Raw genomic sequence first — 26,211 nt, 5'->3', positions numbered from 1 at the left:
CTGGACGTTATGGGTCCTAAGCACGGCGCCCGTACCTCCAAGAAAAAATGGGGAATGGGGCCGTGCGTGCCCGAAGGACCGCCATGAAGATCACAGCTTCTGCGTTTTCCCTGACCTTGCTGCTGCTGTCAGTCGCTCTTCTAGCATCGACGATGAGCGTGGCCACGGTCAACGCGTCCACGACCAGCCAGATATCAATAATCAGCGATTCCGAGCTGGCAACGCAGGCGACCGCAAGGGGCTGGCCGGGGGATGGAACACCTTCGAACCCGTACGTCATATCTGATATTGTGATCGACAACCCACCGAACGGGCTGGGGATCTTCATTTCGGGGACGAGCAAGCATGTTGTCATCGAGAACTGCACCATCAGTAGCACATCCAGTTATGCGATCGAGGTGACCGGAGCGTCCAACGTGACCATCCGGAGCTCAACGATGGATGGCTGCTTCTGCGCCTTCTTCATGTACACATCCAGGAACTGCACCATCTCCGACAACACCATCTCCTCCTGCCAGACGGGGTTGCTGCTGATATCGTCGTGCGACATCGCGATCGCCGGAAATACCATCACCGATTCCCTGTATAATGGGATGGAGCTGTGCACGTCCCCTGGCAACACCATCTCCGGCAACACGGTGGGGAGGTCCGGGGACTACGGCCTCTACCTTTCCAGCAGCGATGGGAACACCATCTTTGAAAACACCTTCATCGACAACAATGGGGCAGGCGCAAGCTACCATACCGAGCACCCCCAGGCCTTCGATCAAGGCGTGAACGCCTGGACCTATGAGGGACAGGGCAATGAATGGAGCGACTGGTCGTCGGAGAGCCCCTATCCCCATGAGGGGAGCGCGGCCGCACATGATGTCCTCAACACCCTGGACATCGGAGATGTCGTCCCAGTCATCCTCGCCATCGCCGTGGTGGTAGGGGCCATCGTGGCGGCGTTCGTGCTGATCCGACGGAAGAGGCGGGATGTGGAGGATCTCGCTGATCAGCAGACGTCCCCTCACGAGGAGTAAGTTTCATCCAGACCATGCCAGTTTTGCCCACATCGGACATTCAGCGCCGTCATAGGGTGTTCGGGCATCTCAGCTCCATGCACACAGGTCTCGCGAGAAGGACCGACGATCATGTCTTCGGTGGCTGGGGCGTGGTTCAAGAGTCCCTATTTATCCATTATGAAGTCGAAACACAGAGGCAGGCAGGCAACCGTTATCCCCATGTTCGGGTTACGGTAGGCCCGGAGAACGGACCGTGAAACCCAAGTTCGAGGATAGGAAGGAGGCCCAGATCGCCTACATCGAGCACCGGGGACCCTACGATGACATACCCTGGGGCGACCATATGGGAGAGCTGTTCGCCTGGGCCAAGGAGAACGGGGTGAAGCCTGGCTACTGCCCCATGGGCATTTACCTTGATGATCCCCAGAGAGTCCCCCGGGAGCAGTGCCGAAGTGAGATCGCCATCACCTTCAGGGGACCGGGGAAGGCCTCCGGTGGCATCAAGACCAGGACATTGCCGGCAATGAAGGTGGCCACCCTCTCCTTCAAGGGCACGGGCAGCGAACTGGGCAGTGCCCATATGGTGCTGTCGGAGTTCATCCAGGTCCAAGGGCACCGAGCACTGGGCCCCATGATCGAGATCTACACCAGGACTCCAGAGATAGTCGATGGCAAGATAATCCTGTACTCTAAGATCATGACGTCGGTCCAACCGATCCAGTGATGATCGTGAGTAGCAGCGAGAGACGATCGGTGCAGGATCACATCAAAGACCGATACCTCTCCATAAGGAGGAGCAACCATGCGCCACGTGAGGCACGATGGAAGCATGGAGATGGAACATCCTGATAATTTCTCATAATCTTTCATATTGTTTCATATAGTTAGAATCGATACCTGTTACAAGGTAAGTACGCATGCTGATGCTGAAGGAGTCGAAAATTGATCAGGGAGCATACGTCGATCCGTCCTCCTCCATACTGGGAGACGTGACCATAGGCCGGGGGGTCTACATAGCTCCCAACTCATCGATCCGCGCGGATGAGCCCGGTTCAAAGATAGTTATCGAGGATGAGTGCAACATTCAGGACAATGTCATCGTCCATGCATTGAGCGGCTCCACCGTGCATATCGGCGCCGGCAGCACTCTCGCCCATGGCTGCATCGTCCACGGGCCGTGCACGATCGGGAAGGGTTGCTTCATCGGCTTTGGATCGATAGCTTTCGATTGCATCCTGATGGATGGCTGCGTGGTCCTGCACCGTGCACTGGTCATCAACACGAACGTTCCCCGCTCCCGCCTCGTCTGCAATGGTGCCATCCTCGATGGCGCTCCGGCGGGGGAGGATCTTCCAGAAGTACCGGTGCACTATCGTCGGTTCGCCGAGTCCGTGCGGGAGATGAACATCGAGCTCGCATCCATGTACCGAAGATCAAGAGCGGATGATTTGAACCGGTTATTCGGTGGAGAGCATCAAAGAAATTAAGCGATATGACAGAGGTGAGGGAGCGCCTTGAAGGATCTTACCCAATGGATACTGAGCATAGATAGAAGGCTGGACGTCATGAGGGCATTGGAAGGAGTAGGGCCGTTCAGTGCGACGGAGATATCCCAGCGAACCGGGCGCTCCATTCAGAACGTCAGTCGTGCAATCCATGAGCTCGAGGAGAAAGGCCTGTTGAAGTGCCTGACCCCGGAGAAACAGACCTGGAAACGGTACATATTGACGGAGAAGGGAAAGGCTGTGCTATCAGATCTCAGAAATGAGGAGATAGTCCAATGAAGAACAGGGTACATAGGTTAGTTCGCACCAGAGAGAAAGTGATATCATGAAACGAAAAATCCCCCGATGCATGAGCACCCAACATCCGGACAACGTAAACGCTCCATTCTTCTCCGAGAGCTCGGAGCTGGGAGGCGAGGACGAGATCCAGGAGGCCTACTATGTGTTCTCGCACCTTGACTGCGAGGAGCAGATGTGGGACTGTGAGGGGAAGGAGGTGGACAACTATGTCATCAAGAAGCTGCTGTCGAAGTACGACTGGTACTTCCGGGACAAGCAGCTGGGGAAGGACGTCTTCCTCACCCTGAGGGTCCCCAACCCCAGCGTGGAGAAGGACGACGCCAAGATCCTCCTGGAGACGCTGGAGTCCATACCTCGATCGTTCGATACCGCCAAGCTGTTCTACCAGAACGAGGTCCCTCCGATCTTCGAGGTCATCCTCCCCATGACCGCCTCCGCCGCCTCCCTGGACCGCGTGTACCACTACTACAAGGACTTCGTGGTGGGGAAGCAGCACATGACCTTCAGCAAGGACAGCGTAGAGCTCTCCAAGTGGATAGGCACCTTCGAACCCGACGAGATCAATGTCATACCTCTCTTCGAGGATTTGGAGCACATGCTGGACGCGCACCACATCACCCGCAAGTACATGCAGGACAAGGACCTGGAGTACCAGAGGGTGTTCCTGGCACGGTCGGACCCGGCCATGAACTATGGCCAGGCGGGCGCCATCCTCATGAACAAGGCCGCGCTGTACAACCTCCAGCTCCTGGAGGAGGAGACAGGGGTAAGCATTCAGCCGATCATCGGGGTGGGCTCCGCCCCCTTCCGCGGAAATCTCAAGCCTACCAACGTGGAGGCCCTCATGAAGGAGTACCCCTCCGTGCAGACGTTCACGGTACAGTCCGCCTTCAAGTACGATTACTCCCACGACGAGGTTCGCAGCGGGATCCAGAGGATCAACGAGGGGACACGCTCTCCGGCCGTCGAAGTAGACGTGGGGAGGTGCAAGGATATCGTCGAGAGGTGTGCCAACTCCTACCGGGAGCAGATCATAAAGCTCGCACCATTGGTCAACGAGGCCGCCAACTATGTGCCGGCACGCCGCAAGAGGAAGCTGCACATCGGTCTGTTCGGGTACTCCCGCAGCCTCGAGGGCATCAAGCTGCCGCGGGCCATCAGCTTCTGCTGTGCCTTCTACTCCCTGGGCATACCGCCCGAGGTCCTGGGCCTGGACGCCCTGGACGACACCGACCTGGATTACCTGCGGCAGCTCAGCCCCCACTTCGATGACAACATGCGCGACGCCCTGCGGTACATGAACCCCGATTCCATGAAGATGCTGCCCCTCAAGGTGCGCATGGCCGTGGACAATCTGGAGATCGATTACGAGGTGGACGAGATGCACCGCCAGATAACCTCGCAGATCATGAACAACCTCAAGAACAGCACGGGCAAGGGCATGGGAGAGTTCGTGCTCCGGGCCGCCCATCTCCGTGGGTTCCTGGGATGAGGGCATGACCATGGCAGGCGCTCCCTCCCTCGAACTTCCTCCGATGCTGTCGATCGACCAAAACCTACATCATTCCCTGAGGAGGTCCTGAGCGCATGTCCCACAGGGTGACCTTCTTTCCGGGCGGGATGATGACCGAGGTCGAGGATGGGGAAACGGTCCTGGACGCCGCGGTGGCGATGGGCGCGCAGATCAACAGCGTATGTGGGGGGAAGGGGACCTGCAACAAGTGCCTGGTCATAGTGGACGGTCCCAGCGAATCGGAGTTGGGCAAGCTCAGCAGGGAGGAGTACGATCTGGGGTACCGTCTTGCCTGCCAGACCAAGATAAGGGGCGAGGTGTCGGTGTTCATCCCCGAGGAATCACAGATCAGCGAGCACCAGATCCTCGCCGCGTACAACGGCCGGGAGGCCGGGGAGCTGACACCCCTCACGGTGTGCCGCCGCCTGGACCTCTCCGACCCCAGCATGGAGGACAACCGCGGCGACCTGGAGAGGGTAATCGACGCCCTGGAGACCCCCTCCCTGGAGGTGCCCCTTACATTGCTGCGGGAGCTGCCCCAGGTACTGCGGGAGGGCGGCTGGCAGCTCTCCCTGATGATGTCCCGATGGGACGAAATCCACAGGCTCATGGCCATCGAGAAAGGGTCCAAGACCCTGGCCAACTACGGCATCGCCGTGGACATCGGCACCACCACGGTGGTGGCGGAGCTGGTGGACCTCAACACCGGGAAGACGGTGGCGCAGGCGTCCGACTACAACCGCCAGCTGGTATGCGGCGAGGACGTGCTGTCCCGAATCGCGTACGCCGAGGAGAAGGGAGTGGGGAGGCTCAACGAGCTGGTGCTAGACACCGTCAACGGGCTCATCACCCAGTTGTGCGCGGAGAGGGACAAGAGGAGGCGCTTCCACTCCGGGACCTGCGACACCGACATCGCCTCCATCGCCGTGGGGGGCAACACCGCCATGGTGCACATGCTGCTGGGCCTGGACCCCACGAGCATCCGCTACGCTCCATACATATCCACCACCAACGTGCCGCCTGTCCTGCCTGCATCGGACATCGGCATCCGCTCCCTTCCCGGAGCTCCGCTGTACTGCGTGCCCGGCCGAGCGTCCTACGTGGGCGGTGACATCACCGCGGACATACTGCTCTCGGGCATGCACCTCCGGGACGAGCTGTCCCTCCTGATCGACGTGGGCACCAACGGCGAGGTGGTGCTGGGGAACAAGGAGTGGATGGTGGGATGCTCCACCTCCGCGGGGCCGGCCTTCGAGGGCGGGGAGGTCTCCTGCGGCATGCGCGCCATGGGCGGGGCCATAGACACTATCAAGATAACAGAGACGGACATCGACATCACCATCATAGGGAAGAAGCGCCCACGGGGAATATGCGGCTCGGGCCTCATCGACCTCATCGCCCAGATGTTCCTGCGAGGGTACATCGATAAGAAGGGGAGGATCGAGACCGCCGCTTCGGAGAGGGTGCGGTCCTCCGGACGGGGCATGGAGTTCGTCGTCCACCATGAGGCGGGAAAGAGGGACATCGCCGTAAGCGACGATGACATCGCCAACGTCATCCGAACAAAAGCGGCCATCTACGCCGGGTGTTCCGTGCTTCTTCAGAGCGTGGACAAGGCCTTTAGCGACGTTGACCGGCTGTACATCGCCGGCGGCTTCGGTCAGCACATCGACATCGACAACGCCCAGGTCATCGGCCTCCTTCCGGACGTGCCGCGCGATCGCTTCCAGTTCCTAGGCAACGCCTCCCTGGGAGGCTCCAAGCTGTGCCTCCTCTCCGAGAGGATGAGGGCCGAGGCCCTGGACATATACCGCGCCACGACCTACGTGGACCTGTCCTCCTCGCAAGCGTTCTTCGACCAGTACTCCTCAGCGCTGTTCCTGCCACACACCGATATGGACCTGTTCCCCGAGGTGCGGAAGAGGATCGAGGCCGCCCGGGGGCTGCAAGTAAGGGATTAGACCGTTAGGTCCATCACGCGCCATTTTCTTACATTCTTCAGGTCAATTTAGCATCGTTGATTCCAATATTAATCTGAAGAGTAAAAGGATTGAAATATCGTTCAAAGGTCCACAAAACATAGTATAATCAAAATCGAGAAAAGGTGTCATCCATGTCCCCTCACACATCCCCTTTTAACTCCATCATCGTCATGGCCAAGCAGATCCTGGAATCCGGCCGCACCGGTCCCAAATCCTCCAAGGAAGAGGCGGAGAGGGCCGTAAAGGAGATCATCGGCGCTGCCGACCAGGCGTTCACGTCGGAGCATGAGGCGAGCTACTGGGGCTACCTCAAAGCGACCCTGAACGAATATGTCCGCTCCCGCGGTCTGGAGGAGCGCTTCGTGATCAAGGGCTCCCCCTTCAACTATCACGGCGCGGTGGGGGCCAGCTGCTCCGCGGTCATGCTCAGGAAGGACTTCTACAGGGGCGAGGCCCGCGTGGAGCCGGAGATGTTCCTTGAGGTCGGCATGGTTCGCGACCGGCAGGGGAACCTGAGCCCAGGTGTGTGCTGCGGCTTCCACTACCTTTCCTCTCCCGAGGGCGACCGCAGCCAGTTCGTGCAGGGCGTGCTCGAGGACCAGAGGACCAAGTCCATGGCCTGGGCGCTGTCCAGTAACGGCTTCCTCAACCCCTCCTTCCGCTCCCACGGCGGGGAATACCACTGGGGCATGGACGCCACCCTGACCAAGGTATGGCCGGAGGGCAGCATCACTCCTGAGATCAAGGAGAGGATCTTCCAGGCCTTGGACGAGCTGCTCCCCCTGTTCCAGCGGATCGTATCCCTCGCGTAAAGGTGCCATCCTCCGCCTCACAGAAACTTTATCTAAGCTCGGTATATTGAAAGAGCGTGGCCTGGAACTGCGCTCCCACCGTTATCGGATCCCTTCCCTGCACCGATCCAGCGAAAGCCGTGGACCTCGTCCTGGAGAAGCTCGTCACCGTGCCCACGTGGCCCCAGCTTCCGCAGGTGGGGTTCCAGGAGAACATGTACGTCCAGTTCATGAGCGGGCTGCCCGGCGTGCAGGTGGACAATGACAAGAAGAAGATCCGGGTGAACCTTGCGGACTACGATCCCGAGGCCATCTACACCAAGATCCTGGAGGACAACGTGGACCTGTTCGCGTTCCCCCAGTACGGCTTCTCCGGCTTCCATGAGTTCATGTCCCGGGAGCTGCCGTCATCGGCGCGTGCGGTCAAAGGACAGATCACTGGACCAGTGTCCCTGGGCCTACAGGTAACGGACCTGGACGACAAGCCGGTAATCTACGACGAGGCGTACGCGGAGATTATACGCAAGAGCCTGAACCTCATGGCCAGATGGCAGGAGAGGGAGCTGCGCAGGAAGTGCCCGGAGACCATCCTGTTCATAGATGAGCCGTACCTCTCGATCATCGGCACGCCCTTCGCCTCCGTCTCGCAGGCGGACGTGACCTCGTGGATAGCGGAGGTCACCACCGGCCTGGAGGGGATGACGGGCATCCACTGCTGCGCCAATACCGACTGGCCGTTCGTGATGAGCATGGGCATCGACGTCCTGTCGTTCGACGCCTACGATTACGGCTACACCATATCCCTCTACCCGGAGGAGGTGGACCGTTTCCTCCAGAACGGTGGGAGCCTCGCCTGGGGCATCGTGCCCAACCATGAGGAGCCGTTCCTCCAGGAGAACGCGTCATCATTGGCAGATAAGGTCGAGGAGCTCATGACATCCCTGGTCAACAAGGGGTTGGACCGCGAGATGCTCCTGCGGCAGTCGCTGCTCACGCCGCAGTGCGGTCTGGGCGGCCTTGACGCCGAGGTCGGAGCGAAGGTCCTGGACCTGTTGGTGGAGACATCGGCGGAGCTTCGGACACGGCACTCCCTGGAGTGACATGACGTTCATCATCGCCGTGGCAGGAAAGGGAGGGGTCGGCAAATCGACCCTATCTGCCCTTATGGTGCAGGAGCTCGCCGCGCGAACCGGGAAAGTAATACTGGCCGTGGACGCCGATCCCAACTCCAACCTGGGCGAGAAGCTTGGGATCACTGTGGAGAGGACCATCGGCGACCTTCGCGAGGAACTGGTAAGGCGGTCCGAGGACGTAACAGGCTCCAAGCACCAGGAGGCGATGTACCAGCTTCGGCTGGCGATGGAGGAAGGTACGGACTTCGACCTGGTGACCATGGGCCGCTCCGAGGGCCGAGGCTGCTACTGCTACGTGAACAACCTCCTGCGCACCTTCCTCGACGAGATCATGAGCCAGTACGGTCACGTGGTGATAGATAACGAGGCAGGGATGGAGCACCTCTCCCGGAGGACATGCCAGCGCATGGACGTCCTCATGGTGGTATCGGACGCCACCAAGATGGGACTGGAGACCGCCTCCCGGATACTGTCCTTATCCAAGGACATGGAGATCGACATCGGGAAGAGCGTTCTGATCATCAACCGCATCCGCGGGGAGCTACCGGCGAAGGTCAAGGACGTCGTTCCGCCAGGCTTCTCCAAGACGTTCCTATTGCCGCACGACGCTGCCTTGGAGGAACTGGCCATGGGCAGTTCGCAGCTCACGTCGCTCCCCCAGGACAGCATGCTGCGGGAAGCGGTGCAGCGTCTCATCTCTGAGCTGAAGTGATCCAGGCAGTGATGTGTTCGTCCTGGCTTTGTATGCCTACATTACCAGCACAGCGCCGTCCAGCTAGCGGATCGTGGCGTTGATCACCATCCAAAGGGCTACCACCCGTGCTGTAAGAGATCAGCCTTCATCGTCGAATGGCTATCATTCTTCGGCCCATGACCTTAGATGAGGGCGGGACGATAATCACACCTCTTCTCAGACCTTACTGCGATTTCAGCAGCTTGGGGATGCCGGACGATTCCTTCGGACCGACGATGACCTTGAGGCCGGTGGCCTCCTGCAGCTTCCCGGACATGCGGGAAAGCATACCGGGGATTATGAGCACGCCCTTCTCGCTCTTGGCCATGGTCTCGGTGGACCTCAGCGCCTCGGCCACGCTCTCTGCGGTAAGCTTACCGGCGGAGAACGCGGTCAGCACGGACAGTCCTTCGGTATCCACCACCAGCAACCAGGCGGGCATGCGGCTCTTCTCGATGTCCCCGGCCACGGTGAAGTACGTCAGGGAGAAGTTCACCGTGAACAGGATGGGCGCGTCCTTCCCCGGATTGTTGATGGGGTACAGTCCGGCCTTGACCTGTATCGGCACCTGGGGATCGGTGTAGATGTTCTGCCGGATCACGAACAGGGGCAACGCATGCGCCGGGTCCAGGTCCTCCATGAGCACGATGCCGCCGTACTTCATGGTGGAAATAAGCGCCATGGCCAGGCCCCGCTCCCTCCCGATGACGTTCGTCAGTATGGGATAGCCTAGCCCGCGGAACGTCTTCTTGATGGAGTTCTTGCGGACGATGGTGTTCCTCTCCAGCGTCTCCTGCAGATTCTCCGCGCCCAGGTCCAGGACCAGGTCCTCGACCCCTGCGGCCTTGACCTTCTCCACCAGGTCCGCAAGCCCGTTGAGGTCGTCGTGCCTCACGGCTAGAGGATACTTCAGCTCCTTGGCGGCCGCGGCCATCCCCTCGATATTGTCGGTCGTGGCGGCGTAGATGAGGGGTCGGGAGAGGTTCGTGGCCGATGCCGCGGCGCGAATGGCCTCAGGATCGTGGGACATGAGGATCAGCGGCAGGGCGCTCTCGCGCGATACCCGCTTGACGACCTCTGCGAACTTCACCGGATCATGGGAATCGTTGCGGACCGCCAGCATGTCCAGGGACAGCATCTGCCCCACCCTCTCGAACCTGAGGTCCGCAGCCTTGCGGAGCTTGGCCACGATATCCTTCTCGGAGGCCTGGTCGGAGATGGTTATGGCATACCGGGTGGCATGGAAGAACTTCTTGTCATGGCGGTACAGCTCGGTCTCATCGCCGATCTCCACCTTTCTCTCACCCGCTCCGATGGTTATGAGCCGTATGGGCGGAGCGGAGGACGCCTCCAGCTTGGCCTTTGCTTCTTCAGTCACGTAGGGGCAGTCGGCCAGCTTGGCCTTGGAACTGGCTAGCTGCATGGCGAAGGCCAGGCACGTGGGGAAGTTGCACTTTCCGCAGTTCTTCTTGGGCAGGAGCTTGAAGATCTCAATGGCCGTGGCCATGTTACTCACCCCTCAGATCGTTGATGGCATCCTTCAGAACCACTGCTGCCAGGGGGCTGCGCATGATGAGCAGGTCCGCGCCTGAGAGCAGCGCGGCCAGGCCGGTCGCCGCCTCCCACCACTTCCCTCTCTCCACCACGTCGCCCCAGGCGGCGTTCTCCTCGGAGGCCTCCCGGGCCTCCCAGGCCGAGGTCACGTCGCACAGCATGGGCACCTGCAGCATGCGGTCGCCCATGAGGGCGGCCATACGTATCCTCTCGTTGACCGAGTACGAGTACTCCAAGCCCATGCCCAGGCCGGCCATCAGGGGGTCCATCACGATGTTCTCGGCCTTGACCCCGAAGTCGCTCAGCAGGATGTTGATCTGCTTGGCGAGGTTAATGTCCAGGTTCGAGTACGCTATGAGGGCGTGGTGGTTGGACATGGCGGCCGCGGAGATGGTCTTGTAGGCGTTCTCCTCCGCTTGGCCCAGGAGCAAGCGCACCTGGGCGCAGGCGTTGCTCACCGCCTCCATGGTCCTGGCGTCCTTCTCCTCGTGCCCGCAGCCGTAGACGATGACGGGAACGTCCACGGCCGCCAGTACCTTGAGGACGGTCTGGGCCGCGTCCTCCGGTGACGAGTCCTTCCCTTCGGGGTTGGTGGAGCGCAGCCGCAGGCACACCAGGTCCGCGCCGAACTCGTCCACCCACTTCCTGGCCCATGCGGCCGGATCGTTGATGACATCGCCGAACGGGCGGACCGCCACCTCTATGAGGTCGGTGGTATCGTCGACGACCTCTCCGGCGATGAGCTGCCTGTTCCCCAGACCCTCGTACGATAGGAAGGGCATTCCGGTCTCCCCGCCGATGGACAATACCTTTCTCTCTCCACTATCGGCGGTGGACGCACCCAGCGTCACCGTTCCGACCTTACCTGACCATTTCTCCTTGGGGACCGGCACTTCTACCATAGGGACCATTCCTTCTTCATGATATGAGCGGGGGCATCCTCAGCGCGGGGTGATCGACCTTGGCCATCCATTCTGTGAGGCCATCGGCCTCGGTGGTGACGGTCTCGTCGGCGATCTTGTCCACGAAGCCTGGTTCCCCAAGCTCCTCGGCCCTCTTCTGCAGGCGATCGCGCAGCGTCTCCTTCAGCTCGCGGGGCATCCATGCTATGCGCAGGAAGCCTCCGTCGGCGGGGATGAACTTTCGACTGGTAATATATTTTCTCCCCACGCCGATGAACCCCGGGGTCTGATGCCCCCCGCCCACGGAACCGGCGAGGGAGGAGAACTTCATACCTATGGGCGTCATGCCCAGGTACTCGCGGTTCACGACGATCACGCCCTGCATGTCCGCGGTCATGGCCACGATGACCTCGAAGCACCCGCACGAGGTCATGGGGTCTTCCATCATGGTGTAGGCGTTGAACCTCTCCACCTTGTGATGGGAGTTCTCGTACACCGCCTCGTTGACGCCCTTCCACTGACCCTTCACCGGGTCTATGCACTCGCCTTTGACGACGGCCCGGTTAGGGCCGTGGGGATCGATCTCCACCGCCGCCTGGGCGTCCAGCCAGTTCACCGCCCCGCACAGCCCCAGGCGCTCGGGGGTGACGATGCACACGTGATCGGGAGCAAAGGAAGCACAGAGCAGGCATGTAAAGTAAGTGTCCACCTTCTCGTCGGTGAGGTCGGCCATGCGTCCATCGCGCTTCGCATATACATCGAGCGCCTCCGGAAGACGCTTCCGTACCTCGTCCTCGTCGGTGACGATGGTCACCTGCACCCGGGACACGATGTTCCCGAACTCCTCCTTGAGCTTGGTGATGAGGATGTCCCCGAAGTGCTTGAACCTCAATCCGGCGGCAACGGAACGCTTGCTGAGGCGAACCCACAGCACGTTCCTCTGCCCGGTGTGCCACGCCCCCTCGGCGTAGTTGACGAACAGGTGGATGCGCCTCTCCAGCACGCCCTCGAAGTCCTCCTGCATCTTCTTGCCGTACACGTCCACGAGGATGGCCAGCATGGTCCTGCCGCCCTCCGGCAAGGAGTCGACGTCGGGACCGATGACCGTGATCTTGCCGTCCTCCACGTCCTCCTCGTCGCGCATCCGCAGGAGCTCGAAGGTCAGCGTCTTGGCCGCGCCCCCCGCCTCGACATAGGTGTCCGGCCTGCGCACCACCTCACCCTCGAACGCGGGACCGTAGGCCACGGGAATGTCCACCGGGGCCAGTCGGACCTTGATGCCCCTAGCCTCTATGGCCTCCTGCACCATCTTGTCCAGTTCCTTGACGTGGATGAGCTTCTCGGGCACGCCCTCCACCGGCTGGTCGGTGACGATGGTGGCACCATTGAGCACCGCGGCCATGGCCGCGCCCGCGAGGACGGGATCCAACGAACCATACTCCAGGACAACGATCTTGGGCCGCTTCGCCAGATAGGAGGCGATGCCCTCGCGATCGCCTCTCTGGATGCCGCCGAAGGACAGGCCGGCGCGGATGGCGAAGTTGAGCGCGTGCACGATCTGTGTGCCCGTGCCTACAGGGTAAAGTCGGAAGCGCTCCCCCACCTGCGTGCCGCTGGCCAGCAGTTGCTCGATGACATCACCGCAGGCGAGGATGATCAGCCCCTTGGACTGCAGGTCCCGGACGGTGCGGGCGAGCGCATCGGCATCAGGGCTCCTGCCCACGATCACGGCCGCCCCGGGGATGGTGTCGTCCACGAAGGCGAAGCCCAGCTCCCTTATGATACGATCCGGCAGGAAGCCAGAATAGGGGGTGCCGTCGTACGGTTCAGGATTGTTAACGTACTTCACGGCCTCGATTATCTCCGCCGCCACCATGGTGGCCTCCCCCGCGGCCAGGGCGTTGGCGATGTCCACGGTCCCGCTGACCTTCTCCTTATACGATGTCACTATCGGCAGGAGCTTTCCCAGCGTGCTCGTGTCCCGCCCGTCCCAGGCGAATATGGCCGGCAGCTCGTAGCAGGTCTCCGGGAACTCCACCGCCCGGTCCTCCCCGAACCTCGTTATGGCCTCCCGTACCATCGTTTCCGCCAGGTCGAGTGCGAGGCGCGAGCCTTCGATAGCCAGTGCGAATACGTCTTGGTTGGGAATGGTGGTGTCGGTGCTCAAGGTCCTTCCTGCCTGATCTCTCGGTCACATGCGCTCAGGCCGCGTTCTTCACGGTCGCATGTGCCATGGGAGCACATTCACATCCCTCCAGGCCTCTTGAACCCTTCGCCTGCAACCCCGGACCGCGGCTATAGGACGATGTTCTCGATCTCGTCCACGAAGTACCGTCCCTTCTGGAGGGCCAGGACCTCCTCAAGCGAGGAGCGCAGCTTGCCCTCCTCCACGGTGCTCTTGCTGACATCGGCGATGATGTCCAACGTCATGGACTCATAGAACACCAGGACCTCGCTCTGCAGCGATACCATGTTAATGTTATGCCTTCCCAAAGTATCGGCCACCCGGGCGATGGCGCCCGGCTTGTCCGGTATGACCAGGGAGAGGCGCACCAGCTCGGCCTCCGGCTCCAGGAACGTGATCGAGAGGACGTACGACTCCATATCTCCCACGAACATCAGAGGCTGCCCGTCCTTCAGGTCTTTTATCTCGTCTAGGAACTCCTGGGGCACCTCGAACTCATCATGGGCGATGATGGTGGCGGTCTTGTGCTTCCTCTTTATGGGCTTAGTCTTGACGGTCTTGGAGCCGGCGGCAGCGCCCTTGTTATAACGGTCCGCGATGTGCGAGACCTCGATGTCGATGGTATCCACCAGGTCCACGGCCGAGGTCCTCGCCTTCTTCAGTGAATCGAACTCGGCCTTCAGCTCGCTGGGCTCCCCGTAGTACGAGAGGTCGGCGAGCATCTTCCAGGTCATGGACACGCCGGAGATGTTGCTTAGTGATACAGAGTTGAGGATGTCCACGTTACGGTCCGCCAGGAAGTTCGAGGCCTGAGCGCATGCGCCCGGCTTGTCGATCATCTGGATGGTGAGCTGGCACAGCTGCCGGTAGTTTTCCGGCCCGAACGTGGAGAGCACCAGTTCGTAGGATGTAGATCCGTTGTAGTCATACCGGAACATGGCGCTGAAGACCTGGCTTCCGTTCACCAATCCCAGTGCCTGCCCCAGTTCCTCGTTGATCTTGATCTTGTTCCCGTGCAACCTTCCGAACTGCCAGAGTCTCATGAGCTGACCGGGACGCCAAATATCATCGACATTGATAAAGATTGGCAATCGGGTACGAACATTATCGGCAACCTTCTTTCCTGCTCCGGTTCCCCTTATGTAAGATCCGATGGTTCCATCCATTTCGGACCCTCTTCCCTATCGTCATCACATAGACGGCCCAGGGTCTCAAGCTTCGCAGCACGATATCGAAGTCGTACCTGCCTTTCTGTCCATACAATTCACACTAGTGAGAGTAGTGACCGAGACCACCTTGTGTCCTCAGGGCACCTCCCCAGAACGATTACCAACCTCCAGAAGTACTTGGATGTTTAATCCAATCAATAAAGGCACGAGCAATCGGTATATATCCCCCTTCTCTTTGACGCCCATATTGGATGTATAATCCAACTGGTCCGATTTGGACCAGAGATCGGTTCGAGAGGATCTGTATGATTGATGAAAAGGTAGTGGAAACTAGGGTTCGGATCGTGGAAACAACAGCGGGTCCTGAGGCATTGGGAGCTTTGCTCCTAGGCTGGCTCGCGGTCCTCCTGTCCCTGAGCTCATTGCAGATATATCCGCTTGGCGGAATGGTGCTGGCGATGGTATTCTTCTCCGGCTTCGGGTTCATCCTCGTGGCGTACATGGGCTGGAAGAGAGGTGAGCTGTTCACGCTCTTCGCCTTCGGAGCGATAGGTGTGTTCGCATGGGCCTTCTCAGCTCTGATGATGATGCCCAGAGTGGGACTTTCCGACATGCCCACGGCGAACGAGCTCGGTACGTTCATGCTGATGTTCGCTATCATTGTGCTATCTCTCGGTGTGATCACCCTGAAGCACCCCTGCCGGCTGCTGACGATCACCATATTCTTCGCATCGGTCATGTTCCTCCTCGTGGGGCTGCAGGTCCTGACCGGCAGCGAGTTCTTGGCGACCGTATCCGGATGGTGGGGTCTTCTCGTAGGCGCCATGGCTATCTATCTGGGTTGCGCAATAACCTTGAACACCACCTTTGGGAAGATGGTCGCACCTATAATGATCAAAATCCCCCCAGAGGCGAGGTCGGAGGCCGAGACCTCGGAAGCGTTATGAGAAAATGCGGGTCCCACCCGCTCTCTTTTTTCCTTTTCTGGAGTTAAGGATCGTTTTGGGACAGTTAGGTTCACAAGGCCCTTTAGGACAGCTAAACGTCCACTTGGACATGTCACATTTTCAAGGCAATGGCAACATCGAGCTGTGCTCAGACCACCTTGACGAACACGATCCCATGGCTCAGCAGATTGGCCTCCATGAGAACGACGGACTCCAGGACCATCTGCTCCCCCAATATGTCGGTGCAGACCGCGTCCCCGTCCCTCATGACGATCCTGGTGACGTCCCTCATGATCTCCCTGACCTTTCCGCCCTCCTCCAGGAACACCGTGGACTCGCACATGTACCGGGCATCGGTCCCAGGACTATAAAGAACGTGCTTCACAGCCGGTGCTGGGTGTGCCTGCTCTGGCGACAGGGGCCGCGGGGCTTGGCCTCATGGAAAGTGTATCTCGTAGGCACGCGGCGGGTGGCGCCCATGGTGAGGGGGCAGGACACGCACTTGAACCCTAACGTGACGGTGCCTCCATAGATGGTCTCGTTCTTTACCCTGCGCAGGCGGGAGTTACACACCGGGCAGCGGCCTCCCTTGATCTTGATGCCCGTGTCCCTGGTGGCGATCTCCACCCGCACCAGCCCGGACTGCAGGGCGATCTTGCGCACTCGTTCCTCGGTCACCGTGTACTCATCGTTGATGTACCTGAGCTTCTCACGGACGAAATCGGTGAACAGGCGCTGCGAGGCAATGGGCCCGTGCTCCCGCAGGACGTCGCAAATAGCTATCGCTATCACTTCTGCCGGCGGAAGGCGATAGCTCATGGACCCACAATACGCCAATGGGCGTAATAGCCTTTTTCCTAGCCTCTAGCACCGTGCGGGTGTGGAACACCTTATCTGCACGCGTTCCCGCGATTGATCAAGGCTTCCGCAGTCCTACCATTATCTCGCGAGCGACTTCCCTCGCCTTATCCAACGCGTCATCGGCCAGGGGGCCCCACATGCCCACCACCGCAAAGTGCAGAAGCTGGGGATGGAAGTTGATCCCCCGCTCCTCCCCTGCGTTCCGGATGGTAGTGGCCGCGTTCTTCCCGACGTCGATGCTCTCAAGCTGCTTCCTCCTCCTCTCCGCATCCTTGGACAGCGGCCCCAGGGTGTCGAAAGCGATGACCTCCTTGCCCCTCCACACCTCCGCGTTCAGGCCCTCCACGAACACCTTGGTGGGCTTGGTCATCTTCCCTCCCCGGGTGGGGGAGCCGATGAACAGCACGTCACCAGTGACCTCTGCCGGTGCCCGGTCCTTGACCGAGAAGATCTCCACGTCCAAACCTCCATCCTTCAGCACCTCAGCGATGGCCTCGGCCACCTGCCTAGTGTTCCCGTTAACGCTGTCATAGGCCACCATCCCCTTCATCCTCGGTCCTCCTCACCGCCGCCATGGCGGAAACGCATCAGCATTCTCTCTGACGGTATTCATTCTTTCCCTGGGCCGTTCCATGGGACCGTTCCTCGACCGGCCAAGGGAAAGGTATGATAAACCGCTGGTGCGAATTGATAGGCGGTGCAGTAATGAGGACGGCCAAGGTGATCATCATGGGCGCGGCGGGGAGGGACTTCCATAACTTCAACACCTACTTCCGGGACGACCCCTGCTATGAGGTTGTGGCCTTCACCGCCGCGCAGATACCGGACATCGAGGGGCGGTGCTATCCAGCGCAGCTCGCCGGGGAGCGCTACCCTGAGGGCATTCCCATCCTGTCGGAGGACGAACTTCCCGAGCTAATACGCAAGCGAGGGGTGGAGCAGGTCGTCCTCGCGTACTCCGACCTGTCGTACGATGAGGTGATGCACAAGGCCTCCCTGGTCCTGGCCACCGGCGCCGATCTCCGTCTCATGGGTAACGAGCGTATCGTCCTGCGCTCCGTCGTTCCGGTGGTGAGCGTGTGCGCGGTGCGCACCGGTTCGGGAAAGAGCCCCACCACCAGAAAGATCTGTAGGATCTTGCGCTCCAAGGGCCTGAAGGTCGTGGCCATACGGCATCCCATGCCCTACGGCGACCTGTGTCAGCAAATATCACAGAGATTTGCATCCTACGAGGACCTGGACCGCCACGAGACCACCATCGAGGAGAGGGAGGAGTACGAGCCTCTGATCGACGACGGAATAATCGTTTACGCCGGGGTCGACTACGAGCGCATCCTACGGGAGGCGGAGAAGGAGGCCGATGTCATCGTGTGGGACGGGGGGAACAACGACACACCGTTCTACCGCAGCGACCTGAAGATCGTCATCGCCGACCCCCACCGTCCAGGCCACGAGGTCTCCTACTATCCAGGCGAGGTCAACGTGCGCATGGCCGACCTGATAATCATCAACAAGGTGCAGACGGCCGACAGGAAGAACATACTCACCGTCAAGGAGAACTGCAAGCGCCTCAACCCCGGAGCGAGGATCATGGAGGCGGCGTCCACCATAAGCGTCGATCGCCCGGAGGAGGTGCGGGGGAAGCGTGCCCTGGTGGTGGAGGACGGTCCCACGGTAACGCACGGCGGGATGTCCTTCGGCGCTGGTCTAATCGCCGCGGAGGACCAGGGAGCGATCATCGTGGACCCCCGGCCGACGGCGGTGGGCTCCATCGCCGAGACCTTCGAGAAGTACCCGCACCTCACCAGGGTACTACCGGCCATGGGGTACACGCCCGAGCAGGTCAGGGAGCTGGAGGAGACCATCAACAGCACGGACTGCGACGTCGTGGTCACGGGCACGCCCATCGACCTTCGCCGGGTGCTCACGGTGAACAAGCCCCTGGTGCGCGCCAGGTACGAGATCGCGGAAATAGGGAGGCCGGACCTCGAAGAGATACTGGACGATTGGCTGAGACGAGCACGCCAGGACCACGTGCCGTACTGAATCAGGTGTCGATGCGGTAACGTCCCGGGGGCACCCTGATCTCGAACCGCACGCCGTTGACGCCGGTCTCCGCGATCTCCATGCCCGTAATCGCCAGGATCTCTCGTGTAAGGAAGAGACCGAGCCCGGTGTTGGAGCCAAAGCCGCGCTTGAAGATCAGCTCCTTGTTCTCTGCCGGCACTCCTACCCCGTCATCGGTGTACTCGATGACCAGGGTGCTGCCGTCCATCATGCGGTTCAGGGACAGCGTGGTGACGTCCCTGCCATGCCTCAAGGAATTGTCCACGAGGTTGTACAGCACCTTCTCGATCATGGCGTCCGCGTACACGCGGATGCCGTCGATGTTGGACTCCACCTTCACGTCGCCGACGCTGTTCTGCGCCACGGCGTGGGAAAAAAGGTCTCTAAGGGAGAACCACCCCGGGGCGGCGATGCCCACCTTCTCATACTCTCGCGCGAACAGGATGAGCTGGTTGGCCGAGGCACATACCTGCCTAAGCCTCGTCAGGTACTCGTCCAACTGCGCGCGGTCCTTGGTCTCGCGTGCTAGGATGGTGTAACCCTCGATGGCCGTCAGCTTGTTCCCCAGGTCATGGCGGGTGATGCTGGATAGGATGCTCAGGCGGGCGTTGGCGGTGCGCAGCTCCTCCTCCATGAGCTTCCGGTCGGTTATGTCCCTCAGCATGATGATCCGCGCCAGGTCCTGTCCCTGCACGCTGACCGGCATTATGGACGCCTCGTAGCTGGTGACCTTCTCCCCGTTCAATGTGATGTCGCCCTTGTTCTCCCGCCTCGAGATCATGTCCTCCAGCTGCTGCCCGAACGGCAACGCCTCCGAGAGAGGGGACCCTATGGCCTTGCCCTCCTTTCCCACAAGCAGCTTGGCGGTGATGCTGTTATAGTCGATGAGCCTGTCGTCCGTGTCCACCACCACCAGGGCGTCGGACATGTTATCGATGACCTCCTCCCGGGCCACCGGCTTCACGTCCAGGATGCGGTAACGGTACAGGCCCCAGAACATGATGGAGCCTGTGAGGACGATGGAAAACGGGGACAGGTCGATATTGCTCGACAGATTGGTGCTCATGCTGTCCAGCATGTCCACGGTGAACGGGGGCAGGAACGCCAGGAGGATCACCAGCCCCTGGATGCGGTACAGGCGGTCGCCCCTGCGGATGGAGTCTATCAGCAGGATGGCGGCGATCAACAGAAGGACGTTGGAGTAGTAGATGTAGGGGGTGTACATCACCCCGCCGCTGTAGCTCAGGGTGAACGGCCCTGTGCCCTGGATGACGGGGTCATAGAAGAACAGGTCGTGCCACTGCGCGGTCATGGCCAGCAGAACCGAGATGACCGGTATGACGCTCAGCAGGACGATCAGCGGAAGGGACAGCCACGAGCGCCGCCCGCTGTGCGTGGCCAGCATACAGAAGGCCGCCACGCACAGGAAAGGGGTGAACAGGAACTTCAGCTGCAGGATGAGGAACTTCTCGCCCACGTCGGTGAGGCATACGTCCACCACGCCCAGGAGGGACAGCGCCAGTCCGATGACGGCGATGACGGTGAAGTACTTGGTCACCGCGAGGGCCGCGTGCTTCCTGGTGTACACTATCAGGGACGCGGAGATGATCGCCGCCAGAACGGGTATCAGCACGTAGGGTGTGAACGTGAACGCTACAGGAACCCTCTCCCGTCATCGGATTTTCGAGCTAGCTATAAAATCGCACACCTCCACATATCAAATGTGAAAAATGAGAATGTCGGCCGATGACCGTCCACGGAGCATGGATGCGCGTGACCTAACGACGCTCAGGTGGAGAAGCGGTAGCGCCCGTGCGGCACCCGGAGCTCGAAGCGCGCGCCACGGGTACCGCGCTCCACTATGGTGATGCCAGTGATCATGAGTATCTCGCGTATGAGGTACATGCCCAGCCCGGTGTTGGAGCCGAACCCCCTCTCGAATATCCGCTCCTTGTTCTCATCGGGCACTCCCACGCCGTCATCGGTATACTCGATCAGCAGCCCCTCATCGGTCTCGTGGCGCTCCAGCGATATCGACGTGACCTTCTCGCCGTGCCGCAGGGAGTTGTCCAGAAGGTTGTAGAAGACCTTCTCGATCATGGGGTCGGCGAGCACGCTGACGTTTCCCACGGTGGAACGGACCTTCACGTTCTCCATGTTCATGTGGTGCGCCGCTTTGACGAAGAGATCGTCCACGGCGTACCACGTCGGCGGCTTCAGGCCCAGGGACTCCTGCTCCTTGGTCGCCTGGATCATCTCGCTCGCGGACGCGGACACCTGGTCCAGGCGCATCAGGAACTTGTCCGTCTTCTCCGAATCGGAGGCCCGGCGGGCCAGCATGGAGTAGCCGTTGATGGCGGTGAGCTTGTTCTGCAGGTCGTGCCTCGTTATGGTGGAAAGCAGGCCGAGGCGGTAGTTGGCGGTGCGCAGCGCCTCCTCCATGTTCTTGCGGTCGGTTATGTCACGCAGCAGGACGACGTGCGCCACATTCTCGTTCCTGACGGATACGGGCATGATCGACGCCTCGTAGGACCTCGGCTGGGCACCGCTGACGGAGACGTCGCCCTTGCTCTTGCCCAAGGTGATCATGTTCACGATATCGGTGCCGAACGGCAGCATCTCTGTTATGCTGTGCCCGATGGCGTCCCTACCCTGCTGCACCATGAGGTCCCCGGCAATGGTGTTGTAATCGACTATCTTACCGTCAGGGGAGAGCACCAGGTAGGCGTCGGTCATGTGCTCCACGACCTCGCCGCGCGCTATCGGCTTGACGTCCAGGATGCGATAGCGGAACAGGCCCCAGGCGAGGATGGCGCCGGAGATGATGAGCATCAGCTGGGACAGGTCCAAGCTCATCGGCTGCAGGAGGCGGAAGTTGTCGGTGAAGTTGTACACCGCCGGCGGCACGAACGCGAACAGCAGGACCACGGACTGCTTGCGGTAGAGCCTGCTGGCCCCGCGCATGGAATCTATCACCAGGACCACGGAAGCGAAGATCAGGCCCAGGGCGTAGGAGAGGTACACCCAGTACCACGGACCGGTCTCGAACCGCACCATGCTCTCGCCCTCGCCCATGCTTGGAGCGGTGAGGAACAGGTCGTGCAGGTCGCCTGTCTCCGCCAGTACCAGTGTCAGCAGGGGCACCACGCACAGCAGCGCGAACCGCAGGGGGGTGATCCACGAGCCCCGTCCACAGTGGGTCATCATGAGGCAGAACAGGGTCACGCACACGAAGGGCGCGAACAGGAACCTCAGCCGCGTCAGCCACACCTTGCTCTCCATGTCCGTGAAGGAAAGGTTCACCGCCTGCAGCACCGACCACGCGGCGGTGATTATTATCAGGAACTGTAAATATCTAGTCTCGGGAACGTCAGAATACCTGTGGCTGAAGACATATAAGGCGACCGCACCGGCCGCTGCCAGCAGGGGCAGCCAAATGAGGGGCGTGTAGGTCAACAGGGAGGCATCACCGTATTCGCTGACGGACCGAACTACCTTAAAAAAGGTGCACATCTGCAAATCAAACGTGACAATAAGAATTGAGAATCGTCGGCAGCGGCCGAAATGACGATACCTAGCATTTCAATGGAAGCAGGGATGGTGTGGCGTTGGGTGATATCTTGCCATCGATAGCACCGATGCTCATCAACAATCATATTGAAGAGGACCTCAGGCCTGCTCGTGAGCATTCTTACTTGGGACAATAGTGGTAAATATGCAATGTTTTCATTCTAAAGAACGAAATTTATGAGCAGATGGTCGAGCTTCGTGACCGTTCTCTCTTTGCTCGTATCCGTGCTGGTAGCATGCATAGCAACAATGCCACCGGTCTCAGCGGATGAGGTGATGAGCGAAATGGAACACTTCGAGGTGACGGTGGATCATGTTGAGATAACTAGCGCTTCGAGCTATACGGTCAAACTGATCTGGGACCACCCTGCCTCGGGCTATTCCGTTTTCTATCAGGGTCCGAACGGCACTCTGGTCCGCTACGCGGAAGGGGCGACGATCGACGTTTCGGTCGCGGTCATACCTGCCCTGAGCAGTGGGACCTACCAGTTCATAGTGCAAGCGCTGAACGGGACGAGCATCGTGGCGGTAGGAGTGCTCAACCTGGAGATACTGAACATCTATTCGAACTCATCCTATGGCTCGAGCGGCTCGACAGCGAACGGCTCCATCATCAACTCCATGAATTACACGATGGCCGGGAGCGACCTATCGAAGATAACTGGCTACACCGTCTACCGCTCGGTGAACGGTAGCGACTTCCTCCCGTATCTGTGGCTGAGCGAGCCGGCTTTCGAGGTCGTAGAGCCGGGCGGGGAGGGCTCGATGTATCTCTACAGCGTATATGCCAACGCCTCGGGTGTTCAGTACTACATAGGCACGACAGGTGGCGGCATTACAAAGGATCCTGAACCACCCGCCTGGGCTCCCATTCTGCCGGTCATCGCATTCATCGGCATAATCGGTTTTGCCTTCATCTATGATAGATGGTAAGATGAGCATGTGTGAGATTGCTTTCATGGGCGAGCATCGATCTATGAGATAGGATATAGGTATCCGTTCGATCAAGATGAAAAGATTTGGTTAGGCGAGCTGGACGATCCATTTCCATGAAGGAAAAAGGTTAAATGAAGCGACCTGATAAGTGCCCCCAGTCACCGCGGGGGTAACCAAGCCTGGCCAACGGTGCGGGACTTAAGATCCCGTCCTTAGTGGTTCGTGGGTTCAAATCCCTCCCCCCGCACCATCAAGCGTATCCAGCATTCCAACTATTTTTGTCAATCAGAGGGTTTTTGACATCTGGCATCGTTTTTGGCGTCGGCTCCGGGACATTCTTGCTCCATATGTTCCGAACGCTAAATGATGCCTGCTGCTGCCTTCGGCGACAATAGAACTTCTCCGTCATTGCAGTGCTCGCATGCCCCATGAGCACGCTCACCACTTCGATGCTCACTCCCTCGTCAAGGAGCATTTGGCCGAAGGTTCTCCGGCACTTGTGGAGGTCGAGCTTGACCACCTGAGCATCTTGACCTACGAACCGCACCATCCGAGTGATGCTGTTGGACGATAGCTTGCCATCGGCTTTGTCCCTGAGGGCAGGAAACAGGAACTCGTTATCCGGTCGCTTGACAAGCATCTCCTTTCTTTTCTGAAGATATTTTCTCAGGAATGGTTGGCACTCGGGTCTCAGGGGCGGGTCTCTGGTTTCCCCGTAGGAATCCTCGCCTTTGGGATGCTCGATGTGGTAATGTTCGTCCCCGCTCCTGAGGCAGAGGTCGTGGACCTTTCCTTCCTTCAGTTCCTTGTGCCTCGCTCCCGAGGCCAGACCGAGAACGACGATGGCGTAGGATTCCATCTTGTACCAGTTCGCGGGATCGACCCTTTCGGCACCTTGGATGATGAAGTTGAACTCCTCTCCGTTCAAGGGAGGATATCTTCCGGTCTTGATCGATTTGCGGAACTTGGCCGGGTACCGGTTCTTCAGGGACTCGATCGCCAAATTATTGGCGTTTTTCAAGAGGCCGTTCAGGGCGGTGACATCATGTTCGAAGTCCTTGCCCTTCTTCCCCCTCGCTATCAATGAGTCCACGAAAGCACCCACTTCATTCTCGGTCATCTTCTCCGGATTGGTCGTGCCAATCTTGCCGTCCGATTCCAGGAGCTGGAGATCGTGAAATATTCGCGTCAATCTTCTTCTCCTTTCTTTTATCGTCTCGTCGGCCAATCCACAGTTTCTAAGATATTTGTTGATCCAGGCTACGAAGGGATAGCGGCCCGTTGACCTCGCCCCCCTCTTTCTGCCCGGTCTGCCCTTCTTTCTGCTGACGGAGGAGCTGCTGCCGCTGCGACCGTGCGTAGCATTAGCGCCCTCGGAGCGGAGAGGGGGCTGCCGCTTCGTTAAGGTTTCGTCGTCCGAGCGACCCTTTCCGACCGCTCGACCCCCCCGCCCCGCTCCGCCTGGCATCCTCGCCTCCTCGTCAGCTTGACCTGCTGGATTGTCGTCGCCATTTCGGACGATTCTGATCTACGAAGGAGAAACAAGAAGACCTTGAAAAGTGATCAACGGTAGAAATGGCAGCGAAAAATTGCACAAACCTTAAAATATCAAATCCTCAGGCCAAAATAGGGCAAGAGGACGCCCTCGAAGCGGTCAAGCGCGAGATGTTCAGTATCTCTGGGATGCTGGTGGGAATAAAGCCCCTGGCAGCCAGGGACAGAAGGCGCCTCGTTGATGATTTGGACGCGACCACCAAGATCTTCATTCTTTCCAACGGATACTTGCGCACCTTGTGCAACAGTATAGGAAGAGGGCTTACAATCGAAGAATTGCAGCTCATCACCGGCGAGGGCAAAGCGGAGCTGAGATACGCATTCAAAAAGCAGATCGTCAAAGACTTAGTCAATATCACTAAAAATGAAGCTGATGGGGAGAAGTGGATCAACATCATCTTATTTCATGAAAAGGAGGAGAACGCCGTCGACGCGATCGACCTCAACGGCAAACAGATGCTCGTGCCCGTGAACAGCGTGAACAAACGCTCGAAGCCCAAGCGCTTCCAGCCGCTTTCGGGGCCATTGCCGGAGGTCATCAGGTTCCACAACGGCGCGTTCGACGATTTCAGGAGTAGCAGCCTTCTCGATGAAATAATCAAGGACCGCCTCGCTGCGATCGAACTCCTCAAGGTATACTGGAATGTGAATAATTTTTCACGATCCATCGCGTACAGCGACCAGGGACCAGAGATTGCCGAAAACTTTGGTAGATTCTTCCGCCAGACCTCCGAGAACATCACTCAATATGCTTTCAGATATCAGGTGCTGAATGATAAGACCAAACACAAGCGGCTCATCAAGTGTGCCCAGGATGTTGGGATCGTCGGCCAAAGATACTTCGAATTCTCCTCCGAGCTGGCCGATCCTGCGGCCAGGATGCAAGTGATGATTTTTTACGATCGATTACTGTCAGAGATTCAGTCGCGGATCGATATGCTGGAATCACTGGGGACCATAAGCGCCGACGATTTGAAGAGGATAGGCATGAAAGGCAACCTCTGGAGAAAAACGGGACCGATGGGGCATCGCTCAGCTTTAGGTCAGGTCAATCGTGCTAATTTTTGATGACGAATTTTCACCCGGTCCTTGACTTGCTTGTGGCCGATTGGTAGCTTGAAGAGGGGTATGCCTTCCTTTCGACGAATCACCCTATCCAACGAAGAGAGAAGCGCGTTCCCTCGCAGCCACGTATTCGCACATGGATTGAAAATATGAGGTGAGCATAGCATGGTCGAAAAACTGGTCGTATTGAGCTTAGAACGAGCGTATGACGAGCTTAACGTACGAGGCAAGCGTGAATATATCGAGCATAACGCGAGTTCAACTCGCTTATCTCATGCCCATACTCTCAGTTTACAAAGTACCCTTTGCCGGTCCGCATATTATCCCTATGGCCTAGCCTACAGGTTTGAACCCCTTCTAGGGGGCTCAGAGAAATGACCGCTCAAGACTCTGTTATGCTCAGATGCGACACTTGTGGTCACGAGTGGAAATCTCGG

23 protein-coding genes and 1 tRNA gene are annotated in these 26,211 nt (G+C 59.2%); 14 read left to right on the top strand and 10 right to left on the bottom strand.

What is annotated here, in order from left to right:
* Window positions 1–62: 62 nt before the first annotated feature.
* The 9 genes from GXX95_06685 (at window position 63) to GXX95_06645 (ending at window position 8,943) form a co-directional block, all read left to right on the top strand.
* Window positions 63–1,025 (top strand): hypothetical protein, encoded by a 963-nt coding sequence (locus tag GXX95_06685; protein NLT37826.1) that lies wholly within the window; start codon window positions 63–65, stop codon window positions 1,023–1,025.
* A 235-nt stretch (window positions 1,026–1,260) separates the two neighbouring features.
* Window positions 1,261–1,731: a GyrI-like domain-containing protein gene (locus tag GXX95_06680; GenBank protein ID NLT37825.1), complete on the top strand. Its 471-nt coding sequence runs from the start codon at window positions 1,261–1,263 to the stop codon at window positions 1,729–1,731.
* 193 nt (window positions 1,732–1,924) lie between these two features.
* Window positions 1,925–2,494, top strand: coding sequence for a carbonate dehydratase (locus GXX95_06675; GenBank protein ID NLT37824.1), 570 nt, complete (start codon window positions 1,925–1,927; stop codon window positions 2,492–2,494).
* 78 nt (window positions 2,495–2,572) lie between these two features.
* A complete protein-coding gene (locus GXX95_06670) occupies window positions 2,573–2,791 on the top strand; it encodes a MarR family transcriptional regulator (protein ID NLT37823.1) in 219 nt (72 codons plus the stop codon).
* Window positions 2,792–2,837: 46 nt separating this feature from the next.
* Entirely contained in the window at window positions 2,838–4,304 is a 1,467-nt protein-coding gene (locus GXX95_06665) for a phosphoenolpyruvate carboxylase (protein ID NLT37822.1), read from the top strand.
* 95 nt (window positions 4,305–4,399) lie between these two features.
* The gene (locus tag GXX95_06660) at window positions 4,400–6,286 is read left to right on the top strand and encodes a DUF4445 domain-containing protein (protein ID NLT37821.1); all 1,887 of its coding nucleotides are present in this window, start codon (window positions 4,400–4,402) and stop codon (window positions 6,284–6,286) included.
* A gap of 152 nt (window positions 6,287–6,438) precedes the next feature.
* Window positions 6,439–7,119, top strand: coding sequence for a hypothetical protein (locus tag GXX95_06655; protein NLT37820.1), 681 nt, complete (start codon window positions 6,439–6,441; stop codon window positions 7,117–7,119).
* 56 nt (window positions 7,120–7,175) lie between these two features.
* Entirely contained in the window at window positions 7,176–8,198 is a 1,023-nt protein-coding gene (locus tag GXX95_06650; protein NLT37819.1) for a methionine synthase, read from the top strand.
* A 1-nt stretch (window position 8,199) separates the two neighbouring features.
* A complete protein-coding gene (locus GXX95_06645) occupies window positions 8,200–8,943 on the top strand; it encodes an AAA family ATPase (GenBank protein ID NLT37818.1) in 744 nt (247 codons plus the stop codon).
* A 205-nt stretch (window positions 8,944–9,148) separates the two neighbouring features.
* Here the strand turns inward: GXX95_06645 and GXX95_06640 are convergent, their stop codons facing one another.
* From GXX95_06640 to GXX95_06625, 4 genes are all read right to left on the bottom strand, one after another.
* Complete coding sequence (locus tag GXX95_06640) at window positions 9,149–10,471, bottom strand: acetyl-CoA decarbonylase/synthase complex subunit gamma (GenBank protein NLT37817.1); 1,323 nt, start codon at window positions 10,469–10,471, stop codon at window positions 9,149–9,151.
* 1 nt (window position 10,472) lies between these two features.
* On the bottom strand, window positions 10,473–11,420 hold the full coding sequence (locus GXX95_06635) for an acetyl-CoA decarbonylase/synthase complex subunit delta (GenBank protein NLT37816.1): 948 nt from the start codon (window positions 11,418–11,420) through the stop codon (window positions 10,473–10,475).
* A 16-nt stretch (window positions 11,421–11,436) separates the two neighbouring features.
* Complete coding sequence (gene cdhC, locus GXX95_06630; protein NLT37815.1) at window positions 11,437–13,569, bottom strand: CO dehydrogenase/CO-methylating acetyl-CoA synthase complex subunit beta; 2,133 nt, start codon at window positions 13,567–13,569, stop codon at window positions 11,437–11,439.
* 146 nt (window positions 13,570–13,715) lie between these two features.
* Window positions 13,716–14,771, bottom strand: coding sequence for a hypothetical protein (locus GXX95_06625; protein NLT37814.1), 1,056 nt, complete (start codon window positions 14,769–14,771; stop codon window positions 13,716–13,718).
* 308 nt (window positions 14,772–15,079) lie between these two features.
* Here GXX95_06625 and GXX95_06620 point away from each other — a divergent pair, with 308 nt between their 5' ends.
* On the top strand, window positions 15,080–15,721 hold the full coding sequence (locus tag GXX95_06620) for an acetate uptake transporter (GenBank protein NLT37813.1): 642 nt from the start codon (window positions 15,080–15,082) through the stop codon (window positions 15,719–15,721).
* Window positions 15,722–15,869: 148 nt separating this feature from the next.
* Here the strand turns inward: GXX95_06620 and GXX95_06615 are convergent, their stop codons facing one another.
* The 3 genes from GXX95_06615 to GXX95_06605 form a co-directional block, all read right to left on the bottom strand.
* Window positions 15,870–16,106: a CooT family nickel-binding protein gene (locus GXX95_06615; protein NLT37812.1), complete on the bottom strand. Its 237-nt coding sequence runs from the start codon at window positions 16,104–16,106 to the stop codon at window positions 15,870–15,872.
* The gene (locus GXX95_06610; GenBank protein NLT37811.1) at window positions 16,103–16,540 is read right to left on the bottom strand and encodes a hypothetical protein; all 438 of its coding nucleotides are present in this window, start codon (window positions 16,538–16,540) and stop codon (window positions 16,103–16,105) included. The genes GXX95_06615 and GXX95_06610 overlap by 4 nt, the downstream gene beginning before the upstream one ends.
* A 97-nt stretch (window positions 16,541–16,637) precedes the next feature.
* Window positions 16,638–17,132 carry a hypothetical protein gene (locus tag GXX95_06605; GenBank protein NLT37810.1) on the bottom strand — a complete coding sequence of 165 codons (495 nt, stop codon included), beginning with the start codon at window positions 17,130–17,132 and terminating at the stop codon, window positions 16,638–16,640.
* 155 nt (window positions 17,133–17,287) lie between these two features.
* Here GXX95_06605 and GXX95_06600 point away from each other — a divergent pair, with 155 nt between their 5' ends.
* Window positions 17,288–18,628, top strand: coding sequence for a GTPase (locus tag GXX95_06600; protein NLT37809.1), 1,341 nt, complete (start codon window positions 17,288–17,290; stop codon window positions 18,626–18,628).
* A gap of 1 nt (window position 18,629) precedes the next feature.
* On the opposite strand, the gene GXX95_06595 is transcribed toward GXX95_06600, so the two are convergent.
* Window positions 18,630–20,282, bottom strand: coding sequence for a PAS domain-containing protein (locus GXX95_06595; GenBank protein ID NLT37808.1), 1,653 nt, complete (start codon window positions 20,280–20,282; stop codon window positions 18,630–18,632).
* Window positions 20,283–20,437: 155 nt separating this feature from the next.
* Window positions 20,438–22,105, bottom strand: a complete 1,668-nt coding sequence (locus tag GXX95_06590; protein ID NLT37807.1) for a PAS domain-containing protein — start codon at window positions 22,103–22,105, stop codon at window positions 20,438–20,440.
* A gap of 390 nt (window positions 22,106–22,495) precedes the next feature.
* On the opposite strand from GXX95_06590, the gene GXX95_06585 reads away from it, so the two are divergent.
* Together GXX95_06585 and GXX95_06580 are read left to right on the top strand one after the other, a co-directional pair.
* Window positions 22,496–23,152, top strand: coding sequence for a fibronectin type III domain-containing protein (locus GXX95_06585; GenBank protein ID NLT37806.1), 657 nt, complete (start codon window positions 22,496–22,498; stop codon window positions 23,150–23,152).
* Between the two features lie 166 nt (window positions 23,153–23,318).
* Window positions 23,319–23,405, top strand: a tRNA-Leu gene (locus GXX95_06580).
* Here GXX95_06580 and GXX95_06575 read toward each other — a convergent pair.
* On the bottom strand, window positions 23,406–24,623 hold the full coding sequence (locus tag GXX95_06575; protein ID NLT37805.1) for a site-specific integrase: 1,218 nt from the start codon (window positions 24,621–24,623) through the stop codon (window positions 23,406–23,408).
* Window positions 24,624–24,730: 107 nt separating this feature from the next.
* Between GXX95_06575 and GXX95_06570 the strand changes: the two genes are divergently transcribed.
* Window positions 24,731–25,777 carry a hypothetical protein gene (locus tag GXX95_06570; protein NLT37804.1) on the top strand — a complete coding sequence of 349 codons (1,047 nt, stop codon included), beginning with the start codon at window positions 24,731–24,733 and terminating at the stop codon, window positions 25,775–25,777.
* Window positions 25,778–26,211 lie beyond the last annotated feature (434 nt).

Origin of the sequence: Methanomassiliicoccus sp. (assembly GCA_012719175.1) — an archaeon.
Lineage (GTDB): Archaea > Thermoplasmatota > Thermoplasmata > Methanomassiliicoccales > Methanomassiliicoccaceae > UBA6.
This window is presented reverse-complemented; position numbering and strand designations above follow the sequence as displayed.